The organism is Kiloniella litopenaei (genome assembly GCF_000982415.1).
Classification (GTDB): Bacteria; Pseudomonadota; Alphaproteobacteria; order Kiloniellales; family Kiloniellaceae; genus Kiloniella; species Kiloniella litopenaei.
Genome location: NZ_LANI01000004.1, coordinates 260,208 through 280,569, shown reverse-complemented (window position 1 = coordinate 280,569; position 20,362 = coordinate 260,208). Strand labels below are relative to the sequence as shown.

The following is a 20,362-nucleotide window of genomic DNA, read 5'->3' as shown; positions in this document are numbered from 1 at the left end:
TCACTCCTGAACTTTATTTAACCTTCTTGACCAAACAATCTCGTTTAGCTGCTTTCAACTTTGTACAAAAGTCGCTCGCAGCCTGTTTGTTATCAAAAGGTCCGGTTTGCAGGCGATAACGAACACCAACGCCTGAAATAGATGCCTTCTCAATAATCGGCTGCTTACTCCCCAAAAGATCACTCAGCTTACGCTGCATGTTGTTCCATTCAGTCATTGCACCGTCTTTGGACTTCAAGGAGGCCAATTGCAAGACGTACTGACCTGATACAGGTTTTTGCGCAACTGCGGCTGGCGCAGCTTCTTTCGGTTCAGCTTTTTTAGCAGTCGTCGTCGCTGCTGGCTCGGACACAGCAGGCTCTGGTACCTTTGGTGTTTCCACTTTTTTAGCCACCCCAGCCTCTGGCTTTGGCGCTAAAACAGATTCGACTTCAGGTGTTTTTAACTCAGGCGCCTTTGGAATAGAACTCTCCTCACCCGTATTCGCCAAAGGCTGTTCTTCGATCTTGGCTGCTTCAACTTCTTTTCTAACAGACTCTGTAGCCTCTTCGGTGGCAGTAATCTGTGCCTGAGGCTCACTGGTTGAGGACTGAGTGAGCGTTTCAGCGGTGCTATTAGCTTCTGGCTCGTGAGCTTTGGGCGGCTGAGGGACTTCCGGTGGTGGCAGCAGCTTTTCAACCTGAATGTTACCGCTTGCACTGGAATCGTTGTTAAGAACAAGTTTGTCCTGATGCGGGATAACCATTCCCCCCGGCGATTCCGGTTTGGTCTTCTCGGGCGTGGTTTCGGCTTCGATAAGAGGGATCGCATCGGGGATATTATTACTTGGCTTGTTATCACCAAGCATGATCAGAATACCGCCACCGACGACAGCAACCGCAATCAGGCCGAGGCCAATAGGAACCAGTTTTTTAAACAGCCCCGCACCAGGATCATCATCAAAGTCCAGATCGTCTTCCCAATATTCTTCATTTGAAAAATCGTCATGAATATCCTGCGCATCACGATCAGCTGTTATGCGCATACTCTCGTTTTGGCGAACTTTCTCAAAATCTTTCAGATCATTATCAGAAGAGTTTGACGACATCAGCGCATCTCCTCAACAGGTTCAATACCAAAGACATCCAATCCGGAAGCGATCACGAGCGACGTTGCCTTGACCAGCGCCATGCGTGCCTGTGTCAAATCCTGATCATCTGTCACAATGAAACGTAACCGGGCATTGTCTTTCCCTTTTGTCCAAAGACCATGAAGTTCTGCAGCCAGATCATAGAGATAAAAAGCAATCCGATGAGGCTCATGTGCTTCACCAGCACTCTCCAGAAGGCGCGGCCATTCACAAAGGCGGCGGATCAGACTTAACTCGCCTTCACTGTTTAGCTGAGACAGATCAACTTTTTCCAGTGCATCAATCGACAGATCCATATCAGGGAATTCGTTCTGCGAGTGTTTCAACACGGAACAGGAACGAGCATGCGCATACTGCACGTAAAAAACAGGATTATCGCGGCTTTGCTCAACAACCTTCTCAAGGTCAAAATCAAGCGAGGCATCATTTTTACGGGTCAGCATGATAAAGCGAACAACATCCTTGCCGACTTCATCAATAACGGACCTGAGGGTGATAAAGTTCCCGGACCGCTTTGACATACGAACCATTTCACCGCCGCGCATAAGATTAACCAGCTGGCAAACCTTGACATCAAGGCTGCCTTTCTTCTCGGTCATCGCGCTAACCGCGGCTTGCATCCGTTTGATATAACCACCATGATCTGCGCCCCAAACGTTAATCATGTTGTTAAAGCCACGGCGATATTTATCCAGATGATAAGACATATCCCCGGCAAAATAAGTCCAGCTACCATCAGACTTTTTGATGGGTCGATCAACGTCATCGCCAAAGTCGGTTGATTTGAAAAGTGTCTGGGGACGCGCTTCCCAGTCCTCAGGCTTTTTGCCCTTAGGTGGTTCCAACACTCCAGTGTAAACAAGATCGTTGGCTTTCAAAAACTTCATGACTTCGTCAACACCACCAGCTTCGACCAAAGCGCGTTCGGACGAATAGACATCCATCACAACACCCAGCGCGGCAAGATCGCTGCGAATAAGATCAAGTAGTTGATCAATCGCAAATGTCCGTACTTCAGAAATCCAGTCGGCTTCTTCCTTGCCCAGCCACTTATCACCATCACGATCAGCCAGCGCTTTACCAACAGCTTTCAAGTACTCACCAGGGTAAAAACCTTCGGGAATTTCCCCGATATCCTCGCCGAGCGCCTCGCGATATCTTAGATAAGCAGAGTTCGCCAGAACATTGACCTGATTGCCAGCATCGTTGATGTAGTATTCTTTACACACATCATAGCCGACCTTGGATAACAAAGCTGCGAGGGCATCCCCAACAACAGCGCCACGCGCATGCCCTACGGTTAAAGGGCCAGTCGGATTTGCTGAAACGTATTCAACATTGACTTTTTCACCCCGCCCCATATCAGAATCACCATATGATGTTCCTGCTTTAAGGATCGTTCCAACTTGATCAAACCAGAATTTTTGATCAAGACGCAGATTAATAAAGCCTGGTCCGGCAATCTCAACCGATGTGATAACATCCAGATTTTCGAGACGTGTTGCCAAAAGACTCGCTAGATCACGCGGCTTCATACCAGCCACCTTGGAAAGAACCATGGCAGCATTGGTCGCAACATCCCCATGCGAAGAATCTCGAGGCGGTTCAGCAGCAACACGACTGAAATCGAGACCGGCAGGAATTTCCCCGGCAGCAACCATATCTTCTAGTTGCGCAACAACTTTACTTCTTAGGTCTTTGAAAACGTTCATTTTATCTCAAAATCCAGATTAAAAATCTGTCTATGTTGTTCAAAAGCGTATCGGTCGGTCATACCAGCGATATAGTCTGCAATCAATCGTGCGCTACGCTTTGTTAGTTTAGTACCAGCCTCAAGACGCCAATAGTCAGGAAGCTCTTCTGGGTGCTCTGAATAATGCGAAAAGAGGTTTCTCACAACCTGCTTTACACGTTTGCGCATTTCTTTGACCTTTTCATGGCGATACATGCGTTCAAATAGAAATGCGCGTAATTGCTTTTCCGCTACACGAAACTGATCTGAAAAGGCAACCATTGCCCTGTTTTGACAACGAATATCAAAAACTGTCTTTGGGTTTGCCGTCTCTAACCTTGTCCGCGTTTCGTGTAAAACATCGCTGATCATATAATCAACCAGACGCCGTACCGCTTCGTGAACAAGACTTTCCGTTTCCAGATTAGGGTATTTCTTCAAAACTTCGCGGAATATATCACCGACCACCGGAATGGGCAAAAGATCATCAACAGTAAAAAGTCCGGCCCGGATCCCATCGTCGATATCGTGATTGTTATAGGCGATATCATCTGCAATCGCCGCAACCTGTGCCTCAAGACTTGCAAAGGATGTTAGTTCCAGATCCCGGGCATTTTTGCAATATTTTGTCATGGATTCCGGTACATATTCTTCCCGACTGTTTGGTCCTTCAACAGGACCATTGTGCTTTGCCAGACCTTCTAGAGTTTCCCACGTCAGATTTAATCCATTGAAATCCGCATAGCGCCGTTCCAACTGCGTCACAATGCGAAAAGTCTGTTCATTGTGATCAAACCCGCCAAAAGGTTCCATGACATCATGCATGGCATCTTCGCCCGCATGCCCAAAAGGCGTGTGCCCGAGATCATGGGCAAGTGCAACACCTTCTGCCAGATCTTCATTTATACCAAGCGTTCGGCTTAAAGACCGCGCAATCTGTGCAACTTCCAGCGAATGCGTCAAACGAGTTCGAAAATGATCACCTTCGTGATAGACAAAAACCTGGGTTTTATATTGCAGCCTCCGAAACGCCACAGAGTGGATAATACGATCACGATCTCTCTGAAAACAGGTTCTCGTCTTGCTCTCAGGTTCTTTCAGCAAGCGGCCCCTACTGCTTTCAGGATAAGATGCATATAATTTTTTCGAATCGTTTTGCGTCATAGAGAAAGACTAACTTGCAAAGAGACTTAGTAAAGTAATTTGAACCATTTAGATCCCGGCAAAGGAAAAATTCTATACAAAATTGCTTGGTTATAAAAAAAGCTGCGTCTTTTAAAAGGAAATCTCTGCGCTTCAATTAAAAAAATGAATAGATTTCACAGACCGGATAACCTATCTATAGAGTCAGATTAACAACAAACCTTACGTACAAAAATTTGGTACATGAGGTTTATAGGTTATGAGTAGAATATGACAACAGACAATCAAGATCCTTTTATCTCCTTATCAAGCAGCGCTGCAAAGCGAGTGGCATGGTTAGCAGAACAAGAAGGCAAGCCAGACTTGATGTTAAGAATAACGGTCTCTGGCGGCGGTTGTTCCGGTTTCCAATACGGTTTCTCTTTTGACAGTTCTGTTAACGAGGATGACAAAACATTTCAAAAAGACGGCACCAAAGCCGTGATCGACGAAATGTCCCTTGATCTTCTAAATGGTTCCGAGATCGACTTTGTCGAAGATCTGATGGGCGCATCTTTTCGTATCACGAACCCCAATGCGACCGCCTCTTGCGGTTGTGGAACTTCTTTTGCCATTTAAAAGTGGTGCGCATAAAAATTGCCCCAGCATTGCGCCCACTTTCTTATCTTTAAATATCTAGTGTGAGCCTTATCCAATGGTCAAGATCGCGACTTGGAATGTGAATTCTATTAACAAACGACTTCCAAATGTTCTTGATTGGATAAAAGTTGCTTCCCCTGATGTCCTCTTGCTGCAAGAACTAAAAACAGTGACAGAAAAATTCCCTTACATGGAATTTGAAGAGCTTGGGTATCATGTCGAAGTTGTTGGGCAAAAAAGCTATAACGGTGTCGCACTGATATCCAAGGAACCTATTACTGATGTTATCAGAGAACTTCCCGGCGATTTGGAAGATGATCACGCCCGATATGTCGAAGGCACAACTTTTGGCATAAGGGTTGCCTCTATCTATCTGCCCAATGGCAACAATAACAGCAATCTTACAGACGAAATCAAGTTTCCCTACAAACTGAAATGGATGGATCGCCTGAATGCCCACGCGCAAAAGCTGTTAAAGACGGAACAACCCATTGTCCTTGCCGGTGACTTCAATCTGATCCCGACAGATGACGATGTCTTTTCACCAAAACGCTTTGAAGGCAGTGCACACACCCACCCAAGTTCAAGAGATCGCTTCCGGGTAATGGAAAACCTGGGCTACATAGAAGCATGGCGAGCTTTGAATAAAGAAGCACATGTTTATAGCTATTGGGATTATCAACGGAGCGCTTTTGCTCACAACAACGGTATCCGCATTGATCTAATGATGTTATCCCCACAGGCAGCAGATATTCTATCAAGTTGTCATATTGATAAAGACCCCCGCGGCAAAGAATCCCCCTCAGACCATACCCCTGTGATTTGTGAGCTATCGGTCTGATGCTGGGTAAACAACACAGATAAACGCGATGTTCTTTCCCCTTTTCGATAACCTTCCCAGACTTCTTATCGATCGGCCATGGGTAACTATAGCTGCCATTATCTGCTGTTGTTTTGTTTATCTAATTCAGGCTATATCACCAGAACTCTTTATGGCACGGATGATATATGCTCTGGGCCTCATCCCTGATGTATTACTCGGAAACGCTAAACGCCCCCCATCCATAGACTGGATCGCCCCCATATTCACACTTGTGACTTATAATTTTCTGCACGGCGGCTTCATGCATCTTGTGGGGAACATGGTTTATCTCTGGGTTTTTGGTGACAATGTCGAAGACGCCATGGGTCACAGACGCTTCTTTGCCTTTTTTATATGCTGTGGAATTATCGCTGGTATTGGGCAAACAATTATTACCGGGGATTCTCAAACACCTATTGTCGGCGCAAGTGGTGCAGTTTCTGGTATTCTAGGGGCTTACTTACTGCAATACCCCAAAGCAAAAGTCCTCATTCCAATATTTATGATACCTGTCTTTGTACGCGCCTATCTTCTGCTGATTTTCTGGATCGGATTTCAAATTTTTTCAGCCCTTGTTCCCGGCCAGTCTGGTGTGGCCTGGTGGGCACATATTATTGGCTTTTTTGGCGGTATGGCTTTATTTCCGTTTTTCAGACACAAGACTTTGCCCCTTCTTTGTCCCGACGAGCTCCCTCGGGGCATTAAGATACGGAATAGATCAAGATATTATCGGCGATAAGCGAAAAACAAAGCCCCACCACCTTCCCATCCCTCAATTTTTCCTCAGATTTGGTAACTTTTTTATTCTTTTGCGAAATAACCATGGACGCGAGGGGCTGGATTACCTAATTATCTTACAAGAAGCTTAATTAAAGACACGACGTAACGTTAGGATTATTACTGTGCCTGAGTATCGTTCAAGAACCTCCACCCACGGCAGAAACATGGCAGGTGCCCGCGGACTGTGGCGCGCGACTGGTATGAAAGATGATGATTTTGGAAAACCAATCATCGCCATTGCTAACTCATTCACACAGTTTGTTCCCGGTCATGTTCACCTGAAAGATCTTGGCGGTCTTGTTGCCGACGAAATCGAAAAATCAGGCGGTGTAGCAAAAGAGTTCAACACCATTGCTGTCGATGACGGTATCGCCATGGGACACGACGGTATGCTTTACAGTCTGCCATCCCGCGAAGTCATTGCTGATGCTGTTGAATACATGTGTAACGCGCACTGTGCCGATGCAGTTGTCTGTATTTCTAACTGCGATAAAATCACCCCCGGTATGCTCATGGCTGCAATGCGTCTGAATATTCCGGCGATCTTTATTTCCGGCGGCCCTATGGAAGCAGGTAAAATCATCTTGGACGGTAACGAGCGTAAACTCGATCTTGTTGATGCCATGGTTGATGCTGCCGATCCAAATGTCAGCGACGAAGATGTTGCGGCCATCGAACGTTCCGCTTGCCCAACCTGTGGTTCCTGCTCTGGAATGTTTACGGCAAATTCCATGAACTGCCTGAGTGAAGCCATGGGGCTGTCATTACCGGGTAACGGATCATTGCTTGCGACACACAAAAAACGCGGTGAACTGTTCAGGGAAGCAGGACGTCGTATCGTTGAATTAACCAGACGCTATTATGAAGAAGGCGACGAAAGTGCAACCCCACGCGGTATAGCTAACTTTGAAACCTATCAAAACGCCATGGTACTCGACATTGCCATGGGGGGGTCAACAAATACGATCCTTCACATCCTTGCCATGGCAAAAGAAGGCGGCGTTGATTTTACCATGTCAGATATCGATGCCCTTTCCAGAAAAGTACCTCAGCTTGCCAAAGTAGCACCATCAACCACAAAGTATCACATGGAAGATGTCCACCGTGCTGGTGGTATTATGGGACTTTTGGGAGAGCTGGACCGTTGTGGTCTGATCCATCGTGATCGTCCGACTGTCCATGAAAAAACGATCGGGGATGCAATCGACAAATGGGACATCATGAAAACAGATGACCCGGAAGTGAAGAAATTCTACTCTGCTGCCCCTGGCGGTGTACGCACAACAGAAGCTTTCAGTCAGGACCGGTACTATTCATCCCTGGATGATGATCGCGAAAACGGCTGTATCCACAGCGGTGAACATGCCTTTAGTCAGGAAGGCGGCCTTGCCGTTCTTTTTGGAAACATCGCCTTGGATGGCTGTGTCGTCAAAACGGCCGGGGTTGATGATTCTATCCTCAAGTTCACTGGAAGCGCGCGTATCTTTGAATCCCAGGACGCTGCCGTTGCCGGTGTTCTTAGCGGTGAAGTTGTCGCTGGCGATGTTGTTGTTATCCGCTACGAAGGTCCCAAAGGTGGACCGGGCATGCAAGAGATGCTTTATCCGACCAGTTACCTCAAGTCCATGGGACTTGGGAAGGCTTGCGCCCTGTTAACCGACGGTCGCTTCTCTGGCGGGACATCCGGCCTGTCCATTGGTCATGCCTCACCAGAAGCAGCCCAAGGTGGGGCTATCGGCCTTGTCGAGGCAGGCGATGCCATTGAAATCGATATCCCGAACCGGACAATTAATGTTCTGGTGAGTGACGAAGAACTCGACATGCGGCGCAAAGCCATGGATGCAAAAGGCAAAGATGGCTGGAAACCTGCAAAACCTCGCGAGCGCAAAGTAAGTTCTGCACTCAGAGCATACGCTCACTTTGCTACATCAGCCGATAAAGGTGCCTACCGAGACGTAGATCAATACGACTGATAAAAATCCTGTCATCGACAAACAAAGGCCGCAAAGTGAACCCTAACTTTGCGGCCTTTGTTATATCCATAGGTAAGATTTTTTATCTAAATGCCAGAGAAATCATTTCCAGCAGGAAATCCCTGCCCTTCTTATATAGAACATCCTGATCTTCTCCTTTAGCGTTTGCCAAAGGGGTAACCAAGGCTCTTTCAAAATGAAAAATTAACGTTCCATGATCTTTCAACTCCTGCTCTGATAGATGCGATCCCTGATTAGCCATTAACCGGGCCAGACGTCGGGCCAGAAGAGTGCTACGATCAAGATCCAGTTGCCTCAGGTCTTCATTCATTCCCATGGCTTTCAAGAGTCGATCACGGACGATCAGATCAGTTTGAACCTGATTAAGTGCATCAAATATTCTACCAAATAGCTTCCGCCACCCCATTTGGCGAGACTGCTTCATTTCCATGCGATCAAAAGCTTCATCCATCTCATTCAGCCACCTTTGATAAAGGGCAAAAATAATGGCTTCCTTGTTGGGAAAGAACTGATAAAGCGTGGCTATATTTACATCGGCAAGTTCGGAAATACGGCGTGTGGTCAACTTGTCCACACTGTTGGTTGTCAACAAAGTAGATGCAGCAAGCAGAATTCTCTCAACACGCTGCTTTGATCTCTCTTGGGCTGGCAACCGCCGCCGGACTAATGTAGGGCTTGGAGTCATCTCATAAATCTTTGGTTATCACTTTTTTAGAGAATACAAAGACCAGAGACAGTTTTATATACGTAGATAAACGTATACAGCCCTTAAACCAGCGCTTTTATCGAGTAACAACACACAAAAAAAGCCGCTCGAAAGAGCGGCTTTTATAAATAAATCAAAGATGGCAAAGACTATTTCTAAAGATTGGCAATCCGCGCCAACGCTTCATCCAGCTTTGTTTTTACAGACATAAACTCTTCCCGACGGGTTTTCTTTTCTGCAACCACATGTTCAGGCGCCCGGGAAACAAAATTTTCATTCGAGAGCTGCTTGTCAATTTTTGCAATCTCGTCGAGTGTTTTTTCCATCTCTTTATTCAAGCGAGCCGTTTCCTGTTCGACATCAATAATACCCTCTAGCGGCAAAGCAAAAGTCGCATCATCAAGAACAATCTGAATAGCCCCTTGTGGTAAATCTTCGTCTGTAAAATCAACCGAAGAAAGACCCGCGAGCCACTTCACAACATCTTTGTACTGATCGACCTTTGCCTTAACAGCATTTGAACCATCTTTGAGCAAAAGCGGTGCCTTTAGTTTTGGCGGCGTATTAAGCTCTGCACGTGTCGCACGAATATCAGAGATGAGCTTGATAACCCAGTCCATCTCTTTTTCAACATCTGCATCAGTGTGACGTTCATCAAACTTTGGCCAGGACGAGGAAATAAGTGGTGTTGCCCCCTCATTACCAAGGTTTTCCCATAGCTCCTCGGTAATATAAGGCATGATAGGATGTAGCAAATGAAGCGTCTGCGCCAGAACCCAGGCAATTGTTGCCTTCGTTTCAGTATTCGTTGCTTCGTCCCCAGCAGCCAATACAGGTTTAGTGAATTCCACATACCAGTCACAGTATTCGTTCCAGAAGAAACGATAAAGTGCATTGGCCGCATCGTTAAAGCGATAGTCATCCAACGCCTTATCAACCGCAGCAGTCGCAGCCGCAACACGACCGACAATCCATTTGTTGATCGGCTCCTTGCAGTTCAGCGGATCAAAACCCGGATCGTAAACAGCACCGTTCATCTGACTATAGATCGACGCATTCCAGAGCTTCGTTCCAAAGTTGCGATAGCCTTCAACACGTGAAGATGCCAATTTGATATCACGTCCCGGGGCCGCCATTGCCGCCAGCGTAAAACGCAAGGCATCACAGCTGTATTCCGAAATAACTTCCAGCGGGTCGATAACGTTACCTTTGGACTTGGACATTTTCTGACCGTTTTCATCACGCACAAGGGCGTGGATGTAAACTGTTTTGAATGGCACTTCTTTCATAAAATGCATGCCCATCATCATCATTCTGGCAACCCAGAAGAAAATGATGTCAAATCCGGTCACCAGCACATCACCGGGATAATAGCGGTCCAGTTCCTTGGTTGTCTCTGGCCACCCGATAGTAGAGAAAGGCCAAAGAGCAGATGAGAACCAAGTATCCAGAACATCCGGGTCCCGGGTCAATTCAACCTCTTTGCCAAAGTGCGCTAATGCAGCAGCTTTGGCTTCTTCTTCGGTTTCTTCAACAAAGATTTCGCCATCCGGACCATACCATGCCGGGATCTGGTGCCCCCACCACAACTGACGAGAAACACACCATGGCTGGATATTGCGCATCCAATCATAATAGGTATTTTCCCACTGTTTAGGAACAATCTGAGTCTTGCCCGTTTCAACAGCTTCCAAAGCTGGTTGGGCCAGTGTCGCGGCATCAACATACCACTGATCTGTCAACCAAGGTTCGATTGGAACATTTGATCTGTCACCATAAGGAACAGAATTCAAATGGTCTTCGATCTTATCCAAAAGCCCAAGCTCTTCGAACGTGGCCACGATCTTCTTACGCGCGACAAAACGATCCAGTCCCTGATAATCATCCGGCGCATTTTCATTAATATGCGCAAATTTATCAAAAACATTTATCATTTCCAGATTACAGCGACGTCCAACTTCAAAGTCGTTGAAATCGTGAGCGGGCGTAATTTTAACAGCCCCTGACCCTGTTTCAGGATCAGCATATTCATCTGCAACAATCGGGATCAGACGCCCGACGATTGGCAGTTTTACGTTTTTACCAACAAGATCCTTGTAACGATCATCATCAGGATGAACGGCAACACCTGTATCGCCCAACATTGTTTCCGGGCGCGTTGTTGCAACAACAATATATTTGCCCTCTTCTCCCTCAATTGGGTAACGGAAATGCCAGAGTTTGCCATTGCTTTCCTTTTGGACCACTTCAAGGTCGGAAATCGCGGTCAGTAGCTTAGGGTCCCAGTTAACAAGACGCTTGTCTTTATAAATCAAACCTTCTTTGTGAAGCTGAACAAAGACCTTGCGAACGGCCTCTGAAAGTCCCTCGTCCATTGTGAAGCGTTCACGCGGCCAATCCGCAGATGCACCCAAATGACGAAGCTGTTTAACAATCGCTCCACCAGACTGTTCTTTCCATTCCCAAACAGAATTCAGGAACTTTTCGCGACCAAGATCATGTCTGGAGATCCCTTTTTCAGCCAACTGTCGCTCGACAACCATTTGGGTCGCAATACCCGCGTGGTCAGTTCCTGGTTGCCAGAGGACATCGTGACCTTTCATGCGCTTGTACCGTACAAGGACGTCTTGCAAGGTAAAGGTCAAGGCATGCCCCATATGCAGATTCCCCGTGACGTTCGGTGGGGGCATCATGATGGTATAAGGGTCAGACGGGGAATTAGGATCTGCCGAGAAAGCTCCGGATTTTTCCCAACGCTCGTAATGCTTTGCCTCGACTTTTTCAGGGCAATAGGTTTTGTCCAGCATTACTGGGTTCCTCTTAACTAAATATTCTATGTGAAATAATGCTAGCATTTGCTAGCAGTTTCGGAAGAAAAAAGAAAGTCCGGGCCTTATAAATCTTCGGCCCGGCGCACCATCTTTTTAATTTCTTCACGAACGATCCGTTCAACCATTGGGCCTAAGCGGACGTCAAGCCATGCCTTGAGCTCTGGAACGAGAGCTTCACGAACAATATCTTCCAACGTTTTTCCGGTACCAATAGCAAGAGAACGCTGGACAACAGCAGCACGTGCAATTTCGGATAACGCGGAAGATGTTGAATCCTGTGTTTCAGCTTGAAGAATACTTTCAGCATCAGGCGCATCGAGATCGATATCATCCCCGATATCAACATCATCTTCGGGTGCTTCAGTAACCGCAGCAGCAACTTCTATTTCATCTTCAACTTCATCAAATGAAATGTCACCGATGTCATCATCCATGGCTTCGAGCTCTGTTTCTTCTTCAGCAGCCTCTTCAACTTCGATCTCATTCGCCTCTGGTTCATCTTCTTCAGGCTCTTCCATAGAAGAACGGAAGTCATCCTCAATCGAATCCTCTTCGGAAACGGCTTCAACAGCTTCCTCCTCGACATCAGATTCTTCGAGGGCATCAGATTCTTCGGGGACAACTTCTTCGTCTTCGGCAACCTCATCGGTTAGCTCGAGAACATCGTCATCTTCTGCTTCGGGTTCGTCGACAACAGGCTCTTCCGCCTGGGCTTCGCCACCCTCACCTTTAGCTCCATCACCTTCAGGATCGTCTTCGGAAATAATCCGGCGAATTGACGCCAGAATTTCTTCCATTGATGGTTCACCCTGGGCTTCTTGATCACTCATTGAAATGCTGTCCCACCACTTCCTTAACTGCGAACATTACCTGTTACCAATACAATTTCGGTAATATACGTTAGATATTATTGAAAAAGAAGGGCTTTTGCACGTCTAATTTTCAATACCCAACCCAAACCACTTATCTCTCACGTTATTATAGTCACCTGTGGGATCAAAGACATTAACGGGCAAGCCAATATACTGCGCTGTCATCTGACCCATTGTGCTCAATACCTGATAGGTCGCAACAACTTCATCTCGTTGCGCCCGCACAAGATTAACCTGTGCATCAAGTAGTTCCTGTTCCGCATCAAGCACGTCCAACACGGTTCTCTCGCCGACTTCCTCTTCCTGACGGACACCGTCCAAGGCTATTTCTGCAGCATTAACTGAAGAGGTAAAGGATTTGATCTGAGCTTGAGAGCTAACCAGGTTTTCCCATGAAGACACGCCTTGTTGTTCAACCGCGCGCCTTTGCTCAACAATCTGGATTCTTCGTTGATTTGCAGTCTGCTTTGCCTGACGCACTCGGCTGCTGACCAGCCCCTGCTGATAAATGGGAACAACCAACTGTGCCAGGATTTCACCGGACGTACTATCGACATCCTTACCGGACGTTTCATCAGAACGGCTAACACGTCCCACCAGCGACAGGTCGGGATACAACTCACCCGTTATTTCCCTGACTTCATTTTGAGAAGCCAGTTCATTATATTTTGCAGCGAGCAATGCTGGGTTATTTTCTAACGCAACGCCAAGCAACTCACCTTCATTTGCAGGCAAAACAGCAAAAGGATCTGGCCGATCCAATGTTCCCTCTGGATATTCACCGATTACTTCTTCAAACACAGCCTTTGACGAGTTCAATGTGCCTTCAGATGCAATACGTTGGGCTGTCGAAGTTGAATATCTGGATTCTGCCTGTGCAACGTCGGTTCTGGTTAACTCACCTACATCAAAGCGGTCGCGTGTTGCTTCGAATTGTCTGGCCAGAACTTTTTCGTTGTTAATGTTAAGCTCCAGAATAGCCTGATCCCGCCATACATCGGCATAGGCCGTTACAGCTCTCAACAAAACATCCTGCTCAACAGATGTAACGGATGCTCTTTCTGCCAACACAAGGTTTTCGGCCTGCTCTGTCGCCGCCTGTGTACGCCCGCCCTGATAAAAGGACTGGCTCACTTGCAATGTCGCATTCAAAGGATGCGTTGTATCCGTCGAATCCCCTGTCGGAGTATCTGTATCGGTTCGACGAACTCCGGCAGAAGAAGTAATTCGGACATCTGGTCGCCATGCAGATAGCGCCTGCGGGACACCTTCGTTAACTGATTTAAGCCCTGTTTGCGCACTGGACAAAGATGGGTTGGTTTCATAGGCCTTAACCAGAGACTCGTTCAAGGTTTGAGCCATAACCCCACCGGAAAAGCCCGTGTAAATAGCAACCCCAACTATGGCACATCGACTTAAAAGCGCTTTTTTTGTGTTTCCGATAGATTTAATCATTACGTTGTCCAAAATTAATCCAATGCCAAATTTAACGTTAAGAACGGTTCCGCATTGTGCGGTTACCTATAGAATAAATTGAAACCGTATATGTGGTTTATATCTGTGTCTTTTAAAGAGCCTGTAAAAAGTTATTAAATAAAGAGCCTGTAAAAAGTTATTAAACGGGTCACAGGCAATTTACAACTTTTTGTATAGATAAAAACTGGCGCGAACAGCGCCAGTCTTCACAAAATTTAACGTTTTATCCTAAGACAACCTGTCGTCACTATTTGGGACAGACCGCTCCTAATTAATCAAAATGAAAATGCTTCTTTGGCTTCGAAACCTGGCAGCAAAGGCGTATTTGCATCAAAAACGACACGACCAGAACATTTACCACCGTGCTTTTCAATTAATGTTGCATGTCCCAATGTCTGCTTGTCTCTGGCATTCGCATCCTGAACAATAGCAATCAAACGTCCCTTTTCAGCGAGTTGTTCCAAAAGTGTCTCGGGCACTTCAGAAACAGCACCACCAAAAACGATCAAATCGTAAGGAGCTTGCTTCGGATATCCTTCAATCAAATCAGCCTTAACAGCCACAGCATTTTCTGTACCATGAGATGTAAAGCGATCGTTCATTGAATCAACCAGATCATCTGTATCTTCAATTGCCACAACAACACTAACAAGTTTGGCCAATACAGACGCCGTATAACCAGTGCCTGCGCCAACAACCAATGCAGTATTATTTTCCTGAGGGTCAATTGTCTGAAGCATCCGCGCAAGGACCATTGGTTCCATCAGGTAGCGACCGTGTTCCAGCGCCAAATCTTCATCTACATAGGCGATAGCTTTTGAAGATTCCGGCACGTATTCTTCCCGGGCCACATTTTCAAACGCCGATAAAACACCGTCATGCGTCACTTTATTTGTACGCAGTTGGCAATTAATCATGTTCATGCGTGCTTGTTCATAGGTATTCATCGTTAGAAACGCCGATTATCTAGTAAAAATTTTGTGGGATAATAACCAAGTGATCCCCACCTTTCCAGACAAAGTATCGGTTTTTATTATTTTTATCTGGTTAATAAAGACTCTAACAAACTTCAAAAGAACAATAAGGCCCATTTTATTCATCTTTTAAGATCAAAATCAGCCCCAAAGAACAAAACCACAATATAAAGGCTATAAATTGAAACTGGAATCGAGATTGATCTCTTGACCTTCACGATAACCACTACTATACACTGCGGCACTGCCAACGAATGATTATTCGTCAGGATGGCCCGGTGGCAGAGTGGTGATGCAGAGGACTGCAAATCCTTGTACGTCGGTTCGATTCCGGCCCGGGCCTCCAAAATTTCTCAATCTTCTGATTTCTTAAGCCTTTCAACAACCTAAAGCCAGTCCGCTAATTTGAATTAGCTTTACGTTTGCTTTCCTCAATATTGAAATACAAATTTTCCTGGTAACTATGTGGGATAGATTCTTTTCGCGTAAAAATACGTGTATGATTCGCCCCAGCTCTCTCATTAATAAGAACAAATACCTCCCTCACCCAGTCTCTCTCTTTTCGCAAAAGCAGGAAATTAAGATTAAGAATCTATTTTCCACCCACGACAAAACCAGAGGAGTCATAAGGGCCACAAGCCTTTGATTTAAAAGGAACAAAAAAAATTAAAAAAAATGCATAAAAGTTATTGCCAGCATGTAACACCGCTGTTATAACCCAACCCGTCGCCAACGAGGCGGCACACACATTAATCCGCGATAGCTCAGTTGGTAGAGCAGGTGACTGTTAATCACCCTGTCGCAGGTTCGAGTCCTGCTCGCGGAGCCATTACAAAAACCCTAAGTTGTTGAATATCAATGACTTAGGGTTTTTTGTTAAGAAATTACTGTGCTTTTTCTTAAAATACGGGGCACAAAACGGGGCACAAATTCCTGTTATGATCAAAACACATCCGGCATATCAGCCCGTCTTGTCGCGTATTTTGGTGATACCATCCTCTGACGCATCTTCCAATCTGAAAACTGAATAACATCACGACTGAATCTCCGGTCATGCTCGCCACATAACTATCAAACCTATTTACGATAACCTCTCCTTTTAGGGATACACAAGATCATGAAAAAAGGCCCCGAAGGGCCTTAAATATCATATGAAACGTACCTTCTACTTCACCTCAGTGACTGTATCATTAATCGCATACAACACACATTCGTTGTCAGAAGACTTCGCCTTACAAATTTCAAGGACTGTTAACTTCAATTTATTATATGGGGCCTTTTCCTGAGATCTGGCCCGCGCTGTCGTACCGTCTTTGCTGATTGCAAAGGCAAGGTTAACATCATCATTCTTGATACTAACCAAGTCCAGATACCTGCCGAATGCAGTTTTTTGCCCGGAAGTAATTTCAAAGTTGTTTGGATCGTATAAATCTACCTTGATTTCCTTTTCAGGCCTGGTCTGTTTTTCCCAAACGATCTTGCCACCAACGTCATAGATTTTGCAGGGCTTACCATTTGAATACTCTTCACAAACCTTAATGGCTTTTGGCATCGACTGTAGCTTCGTTCCGCGACACTGAATGTCACGGCAATAGTACCAACCCCAGCTGGTATAGCCATCTTTTGTAACGGCAAAGGCTTGCGGATTAGATCTTAAATATTTTTCATAAGACTTTTGTGCACTTGAACTTAACGTTATTGGTCCAGAACCGACCAAAGCAGATGTCGTAGCCCCTTTACACCCCATAGTGAATAACACCAAACATAGTACAACTAATCGTCTCACAGTTACGCCCCCCGTTTTTTTAACAAAAATTGAAAACAAAATGTTTATGAAAATTCCCTTTCCTTTACACACGACAAACAAAGCAAACAACCTAAAAGAGAAATAAGTGACAGCAATAACGTCTTTACAATGATAAATTCATTGAACAAAAGCGAAACAGAGGAACGTCGCATAATTTTTACACTGATTACGATAAAATCAATTTTGCAATTTATCCCTAGAGTTATATAAAGATAAAAATTCGTTAACTATAATTTCAGGCTTATGATCAGCGACAGACATATGGCGTTAAAGTTCTTGAAAACTTCGGCACTGGCCTTTTCCATAATTCTTTTAATCGCCCCTACCGTTACATCTGCTGACGGTATTTTATTTGCGCGCACAGCCCAGGAAGAGCAAAACAATGGTAACCTGGAACTCGCCATAGAATATTATACTCAAGCTTTACAAGAAGGTGATCTTTCAAAAAAGCATCAGGCTTATGTTTTAAATAACCGAGGCACCCTTTTTCTGGACCTCAACCGCCCTTTAGAGGCAGAACAAGATTTTATTCGTTCCACTGAACTTTTGCCAAATTACAGTGATGCATACTTCAATTTGACTTCTCTCTACCTTGCACAAGAAAGAAATGATGATGCATTATCCTGGCTAAACAAAGCCCTGACTGAAATACCGGAAGATGCCGAACTTTTGTTAAAAAGAGGTGTACTCTACAGAGAGCAAAATGAAATTGAAGCTGCACTTCAAGACGTATCTCAAGCTATTTTGATCAATCCTGAACTAGGTAAAATTCTAATCAATGAAAGTAATGTATATTTAGGCACATATATAGATTACGCAACGATCGATCATTTCATCACTATTCTTTCAGAAGAACCCCCATCGCTGGATGCCTATATTAAACGCGCAAAAGCCTATCTTAGTACCGGATTTTTGGAACAAGCATTGGCCGATGTGGAATATGTTATAGAACTAGAACCAAAATCTTTTGATGCTTATGAAGCCAAGGCAATTATTCTCTTTTCACAAGGCGCTTATGACAAAGCTATTCGTGCCTTTGATCTTGCCCTGCATTACGCGCCGAATAATCCGGAAATTTTTTATAATCGGGGACGCCTCTATAAAAGTCTTGGCGACAACAATAATGCCTCATTCGATTTTCAAATGGCCTATAGCATTAACAGACAAGAAAAAAAGTACAGAAAAGAACTTAAAGAACTTGGCCTAGTCAAATAGTTCCCTCAGATAATTATTCAAAATAAGATATATGTGTAAACAAGCTTTGCTCAGATTAATCAGTTGCGTTAGCGGCTATTATTCTGATCGAAAAGTTTCGCGATGCGACGTTGCTGGGTCACACTAAGCGTCGGCCAAATCTTATCCATGTTTTCTTTTGCCTCTTTCGCACCTGCCAAATAGGCCCGCCCATACCAAATATAAGCTGCCTCATTGGGGTCGAGATCTTTTTTTGTTTTAGGCATCATTCCCTGAACATACATCCAGGCCAATAATTCCATCGCTTCTTTATCACCTGATGTTGCCTGCTTGCTGATTGTGATCAAGTCTTGCTTATAGAGCTTTCCCCCCTGAATATTTCTTGCGGCCCCTATCCTACTCTCAAGTATTTTTGCCGCCTTTAGCATTCTTTCAGCTTCAGCCTTTTTATTATCTTCCATCGTATCGCGATGGTGCGTGTAAGATTTATCAATATCTATTTCGTCCGGCAGTTCTGAACACCAATCCGGCGGCGTGTAGTCTGCACCGCATTGGTCCCAGTTCTGCAACAACGAAGACTTTTCCCAACTTTGAAAGCCAGATGGTTCAGACGCATTTATAGGCCCTGCAAACGCCGAAAACCAAAGTGCGAAGGGTATTATGTAATACTTACAGGCACGAAATTTCATTCTATATAACATAGTTGTTAATTCTATCAGAACCAAAGCTAAGATATTGTAAACGAGAAAACAGTTTATACCCTAGCAGTATCAGAACACAAAAAAACAATAAGTCTTCGTAATGGTTCTATGGTATTTCTTGGTCAAAGGTATTCTCTGATTTCCTGACGTTTAGGGTCGGTTGTACGAATATGGAAGCTTGAATGAAAGAAGATAACAATCACACCCTGGATCGCGTAAACCAAATCTGGGTTGACGAGGCTGTGAGTTCTCATCGTAATTATCTGGATGGACGAGTGGGTGGTGCACGGTTATTTCTTTCTTTCAAAGATGCCAGAAAACTGAATTTTTCTGACCTTGTTCTCGATACTGCTGAAATGGTGGGTGCTGATTTAGTAAACACAAATTTTACAAAAACGAAGTTAGAGCGGGTGAACCTGTTTGGGGCAGATTTAACCGGGGCAGATATGAAGGACTGTTCCCTTCGCAAAAGTGATTTGCGGGGTGTTTGCCTTGAAAACGCCGACCTTGAAAATGCAACGCTTTCCGGAGCAGACATTCGGAACGGATTTATTCTCATAAGAAAGCCGGATGGAACTTACGTTCCGGTAAAACATGATGAAACATCTAATTTTGATGGCATTAATCTAAAAGATGCAGACTTGAGTGATGCAAAGCTTGGTCGTGTCATTGGCCGTAGAACCAATATTACCAACGTCAACTTCAAGAATGCTGACTTATCGGGGGCTGTGATGGCCAATTCAGACGTCAGCGGATCTATATTTACTGGTGCGGATTTAACCGACGCTGATTTTAGCGGTTGTGTATTTCACGGCGCAAACTTGAGTGGTGCCCTGTTGAACAACACCAATATGGAAGGCGCCGATCTGACCGCAGCACATTTCAGCAACAATGACATGACCTATGCCAACACCCATCAGGCCAGCCTCCCCAGAAGTATCGAAGACTTGGACAGATCAATCCGAGATATTCTCGAAGATCACCTCGTCTGGATTAATTCTCTTGGTCGCAAAGGAAAACAAGCCATTTTGACGGAGTACGACCTGCAAGCCAACGATCTGGCTGGGATCAATCTTCAAGCTGCAGAATTATCCTTAACCAACTTGTCCAACTGTACTTTCCTTGCAAGCCGTCTCAATATGGCCAATATGTTCGGTGTTATGGCCCTAAATTCAGACTTTAGTGATGCTGACCTACGGGGTGTAAAATTGGAAAAAGCAAACCTTACAGGGGCAAGCCTGAGGCATTGTCGCCTCTCACCCATGGTGATTTTAGGTACCCAGGGTAATTCTGTATCCGCCAACCTAAAAAATTGCTGTCTTGATCAAACAGATTTGGAAAGTGCCAACCTTCGTTATGCTGACTTAACAGGTGCCCGTATCCGCTTTGCAAACCTGGCCAATGCCGACCTTTCACATGCAAAGTGTGTCGACGTTGACTTTACGGGTGCTGATCTGCGCAGTGCTAATCTTGAAAAAGCTGACTTACGCGGTTGCAAAGGATTAATCTTGGAATAAACACA

17 protein-coding genes and 2 tRNA genes are annotated in these 20,362 nt (G+C 45.1%); 8 read left to right on the top strand and 11 right to left on the bottom strand.

What is annotated here, in order from left to right:
- Nucleotides 1–13 precede the first annotated feature (13 nt).
- The 3 genes from WH95_RS07725 to WH95_RS07715 are packed head-to-tail and all read right to left on the bottom strand — an operon-like array spanning nt 14 to nt 4,025.
- On the bottom strand, nt 14–1,087 hold the full coding sequence (locus WH95_RS07725) for an SPOR domain-containing protein (protein WP_046505213.1): 1,074 nt from the start codon (nt 1,085–1,087) through the stop codon (nt 14–16).
- Nucleotides 1,087–2,841: an arginine--tRNA ligase gene (gene argS, locus WH95_RS07720; protein WP_046505210.1), complete on the bottom strand. Its 1,755-nt coding sequence runs from the start codon at nt 2,839–2,841 to the stop codon at nt 1,087–1,089. Before argS ends, WH95_RS07725 begins: the two co-directional genes overlap by 1 nt.
- Complete coding sequence (locus WH95_RS07715) at nt 2,838–4,025, bottom strand: deoxyguanosinetriphosphate triphosphohydrolase (RefSeq protein ID WP_046505207.1); 1,188 nt, start codon at nt 4,023–4,025, stop codon at nt 2,838–2,840. Before WH95_RS07715 ends, argS begins: the two co-directional genes overlap by 4 nt.
- A 249-nt stretch (nt 4,026–4,274) precedes the next feature.
- Between WH95_RS07715 and erpA the strand changes: the two genes are divergently transcribed.
- The 4 genes from erpA (at nt 4,275) to ilvD (ending at nt 8,258) form a co-directional block, all read left to right on the top strand.
- Nucleotides 4,275–4,622, top strand: coding sequence for an iron-sulfur cluster insertion protein ErpA (gene erpA, locus WH95_RS07710; protein ID WP_046505204.1), 348 nt, complete (start codon nt 4,275–4,277; stop codon nt 4,620–4,622).
- Nucleotides 4,623–4,698: 76 nt separating this feature from the next.
- Nucleotides 4,699–5,484 (top strand): exodeoxyribonuclease III, encoded by a 786-nt coding sequence (gene xth, locus WH95_RS07705; RefSeq protein WP_046505201.1) that lies wholly within the window; start codon nt 4,699–4,701, stop codon nt 5,482–5,484.
- Nucleotides 5,485–5,635: 151 nt separating this feature from the next.
- Nucleotides 5,636–6,244, top strand: coding sequence for a rhomboid family intramembrane serine protease (locus WH95_RS07700; RefSeq protein ID WP_157845915.1), 609 nt, complete (start codon nt 5,636–5,638; stop codon nt 6,242–6,244).
- Nucleotides 6,245–6,407: 163 nt separating this feature from the next.
- Entirely contained in the window at nt 6,408–8,258 is a 1,851-nt protein-coding gene (ilvD, locus tag WH95_RS07695) for a dihydroxy-acid dehydratase (RefSeq protein WP_082114035.1), read from the top strand.
- 82 nt (nt 8,259–8,340) lie between these two features.
- Here the strand turns inward: ilvD and WH95_RS20495 are convergent, their stop codons facing one another.
- From WH95_RS20495 to WH95_RS07670, 5 genes are all read right to left on the bottom strand, one after another.
- A complete protein-coding gene (locus WH95_RS20495; RefSeq protein WP_082114034.1) occupies nt 8,341–8,964 on the bottom strand; it encodes a TetR/AcrR family transcriptional regulator in 624 nt (207 codons plus the stop codon).
- A gap of 176 nt (nt 8,965–9,140) precedes the next feature.
- A complete protein-coding gene (locus WH95_RS07685) occupies nt 9,141–11,792 on the bottom strand; it encodes a valine--tRNA ligase (protein ID WP_046505195.1) in 2,652 nt (883 codons plus the stop codon).
- 86 nt (nt 11,793–11,878) lie between these two features.
- The gene (locus WH95_RS20490) at nt 11,879–12,646 is read right to left on the bottom strand and encodes a DUF2497 domain-containing protein (RefSeq protein WP_052741862.1); all 768 of its coding nucleotides are present in this window, start codon (nt 12,644–12,646) and stop codon (nt 11,879–11,881) included.
- A 105-nt stretch (nt 12,647–12,751) separates the two neighbouring features.
- Entirely contained in the window at nt 12,752–14,143 is a 1,392-nt protein-coding gene (locus tag WH95_RS07675) for a TolC family outer membrane protein (RefSeq protein WP_046505192.1), read from the bottom strand.
- 296 nt (nt 14,144–14,439) lie between these two features.
- Nucleotides 14,440–15,111 carry a protein-L-isoaspartate O-methyltransferase family protein gene (locus tag WH95_RS07670; protein WP_046505190.1) on the bottom strand — a complete coding sequence of 224 codons (672 nt, stop codon included), beginning with the start codon at nt 15,109–15,111 and terminating at the stop codon, nt 14,440–14,442.
- A gap of 299 nt (nt 15,112–15,410) precedes the next feature.
- Between WH95_RS07670 and WH95_RS07665 the strand changes: the two genes are divergently transcribed.
- Nucleotides 15,411–15,484: transfer RNA gene (locus WH95_RS07665), tRNA-Cys, on the top strand.
- Nucleotides 15,485–15,891: 407 nt separating this feature from the next.
- Nucleotides 15,892–15,967, top strand: a tRNA-Asn gene (locus WH95_RS07660).
- 113 nt (nt 15,968–16,080) lie between these two features.
- Here WH95_RS07660 and WH95_RS21855 read toward each other — a convergent pair.
- Nucleotides 16,081–16,167 carry a DUF4113 domain-containing protein gene (locus WH95_RS21855; RefSeq protein ID WP_407060148.1) on the bottom strand — a complete coding sequence of 29 codons (87 nt, stop codon included), beginning with the start codon at nt 16,165–16,167 and terminating at the stop codon, nt 16,081–16,083.
- A 136-nt stretch (nt 16,168–16,303) separates the two neighbouring features.
- Nucleotides 16,304–16,885, bottom strand: coding sequence for a hypothetical protein (locus tag WH95_RS07650; RefSeq protein ID WP_046505184.1), 582 nt, complete (start codon nt 16,883–16,885; stop codon nt 16,304–16,306).
- 321 nt (nt 16,886–17,206) lie between these two features.
- Here WH95_RS07650 and WH95_RS07645 point away from each other — a divergent pair, with 321 nt between their 5' ends.
- Nucleotides 17,207–18,160, top strand: a complete 954-nt coding sequence (locus tag WH95_RS07645; protein WP_162199383.1) for a tetratricopeptide repeat protein — start codon at nt 17,207–17,209, stop codon at nt 18,158–18,160.
- 68 nt (nt 18,161–18,228) lie between these two features.
- Here the strand turns inward: WH95_RS07645 and WH95_RS07640 are convergent, their stop codons facing one another.
- Nucleotides 18,229–18,864 (bottom strand): hypothetical protein, encoded by a 636-nt coding sequence (locus WH95_RS07640; protein ID WP_157845913.1) that lies wholly within the window; start codon nt 18,862–18,864, stop codon nt 18,229–18,231.
- 158 nt (nt 18,865–19,022) lie between these two features.
- Here WH95_RS07640 and WH95_RS07635 point away from each other — a divergent pair, with 158 nt between their 5' ends.
- Nucleotides 19,023–20,357, top strand: a complete 1,335-nt coding sequence (locus tag WH95_RS07635; RefSeq protein WP_046505175.1) for a pentapeptide repeat-containing protein — start codon at nt 19,023–19,025, stop codon at nt 20,355–20,357.
- Nucleotides 20,358–20,362: the final 5 nt, after the last annotated feature.

Coding starts and splice junctions, on each gene's coding strand:
- xth (WP_046505201.1), top strand. CDS start 4,699: ATGGTCAAGATCGCGACTTGGAATGTGAATTCTATTAACAAACGACTT.
- WH95_RS07635 (WP_046505175.1), top strand. CDS start 19,023: ATGAAAGAAGATAACAATCACACCCTGGATCGCGTAAACCAAATCTGG.
- WH95_RS07715 (WP_046505207.1), bottom strand. CDS start 4,025: ATGACGCAAAACGATTCGAAAAAATTATATGCATCTTATCCTGAAAGC.
- argS (WP_046505210.1), bottom strand. CDS start 2,841: ATGAACGTTTTCAAAGACCTAAGAAGTAAAGTTGTTGCGCAACTAGAA.
- WH95_RS20490 (WP_052741862.1), bottom strand. CDS start 12,646: ATGAGTGATCAAGAAGCCCAGGGTGAACCATCAATGGAAGAAATTCTG.
- WH95_RS07670 (WP_046505190.1), bottom strand. CDS start 15,111: ATGAATACCTATGAACAAGCACGCATGAACATGATTAATTGCCAACTG.
- WH95_RS07645 (WP_162199383.1), top strand. CDS start 17,207: ATGGCGTTAAAGTTCTTGAAAACTTCGGCACTGGCCTTTTCCATAATT.
- WH95_RS07650 (WP_046505184.1), bottom strand. CDS start 16,885: ATGGGGTGTAAAGGGGCTACGACATCTGCTTTGGTCGGTTCTGGACCA.
- WH95_RS07675 (WP_046505192.1), bottom strand. CDS start 14,143: ATGATTAAATCTATCGGAAACACAAAAAAAGCGCTTTTAAGTCGATGT.
- erpA (WP_046505204.1), top strand. CDS start 4,275: ATGACAACAGACAATCAAGATCCTTTTATCTCCTTATCAAGCAGCGCT.
- WH95_RS07725 (WP_046505213.1), bottom strand. CDS start 1,087: ATGTCGTCAAACTCTTCTGATAATGATCTGAAAGATTTTGAGAAAGTT.
- WH95_RS07685 (WP_046505195.1), bottom strand. CDS start 11,792: ATGCTGGACAAAACCTATTGCCCTGAAAAAGTCGAGGCAAAGCATTAC.
- WH95_RS07700 (WP_157845915.1), top strand. CDS start 5,636: ATGGCACGGATGATATATGCTCTGGGCCTCATCCCTGATGTATTACTC.
- WH95_RS20495 (WP_082114034.1), bottom strand. CDS start 8,964: ATGACTCCAAGCCCTACATTAGTCCGGCGGCGGTTGCCAGCCCAAGAG.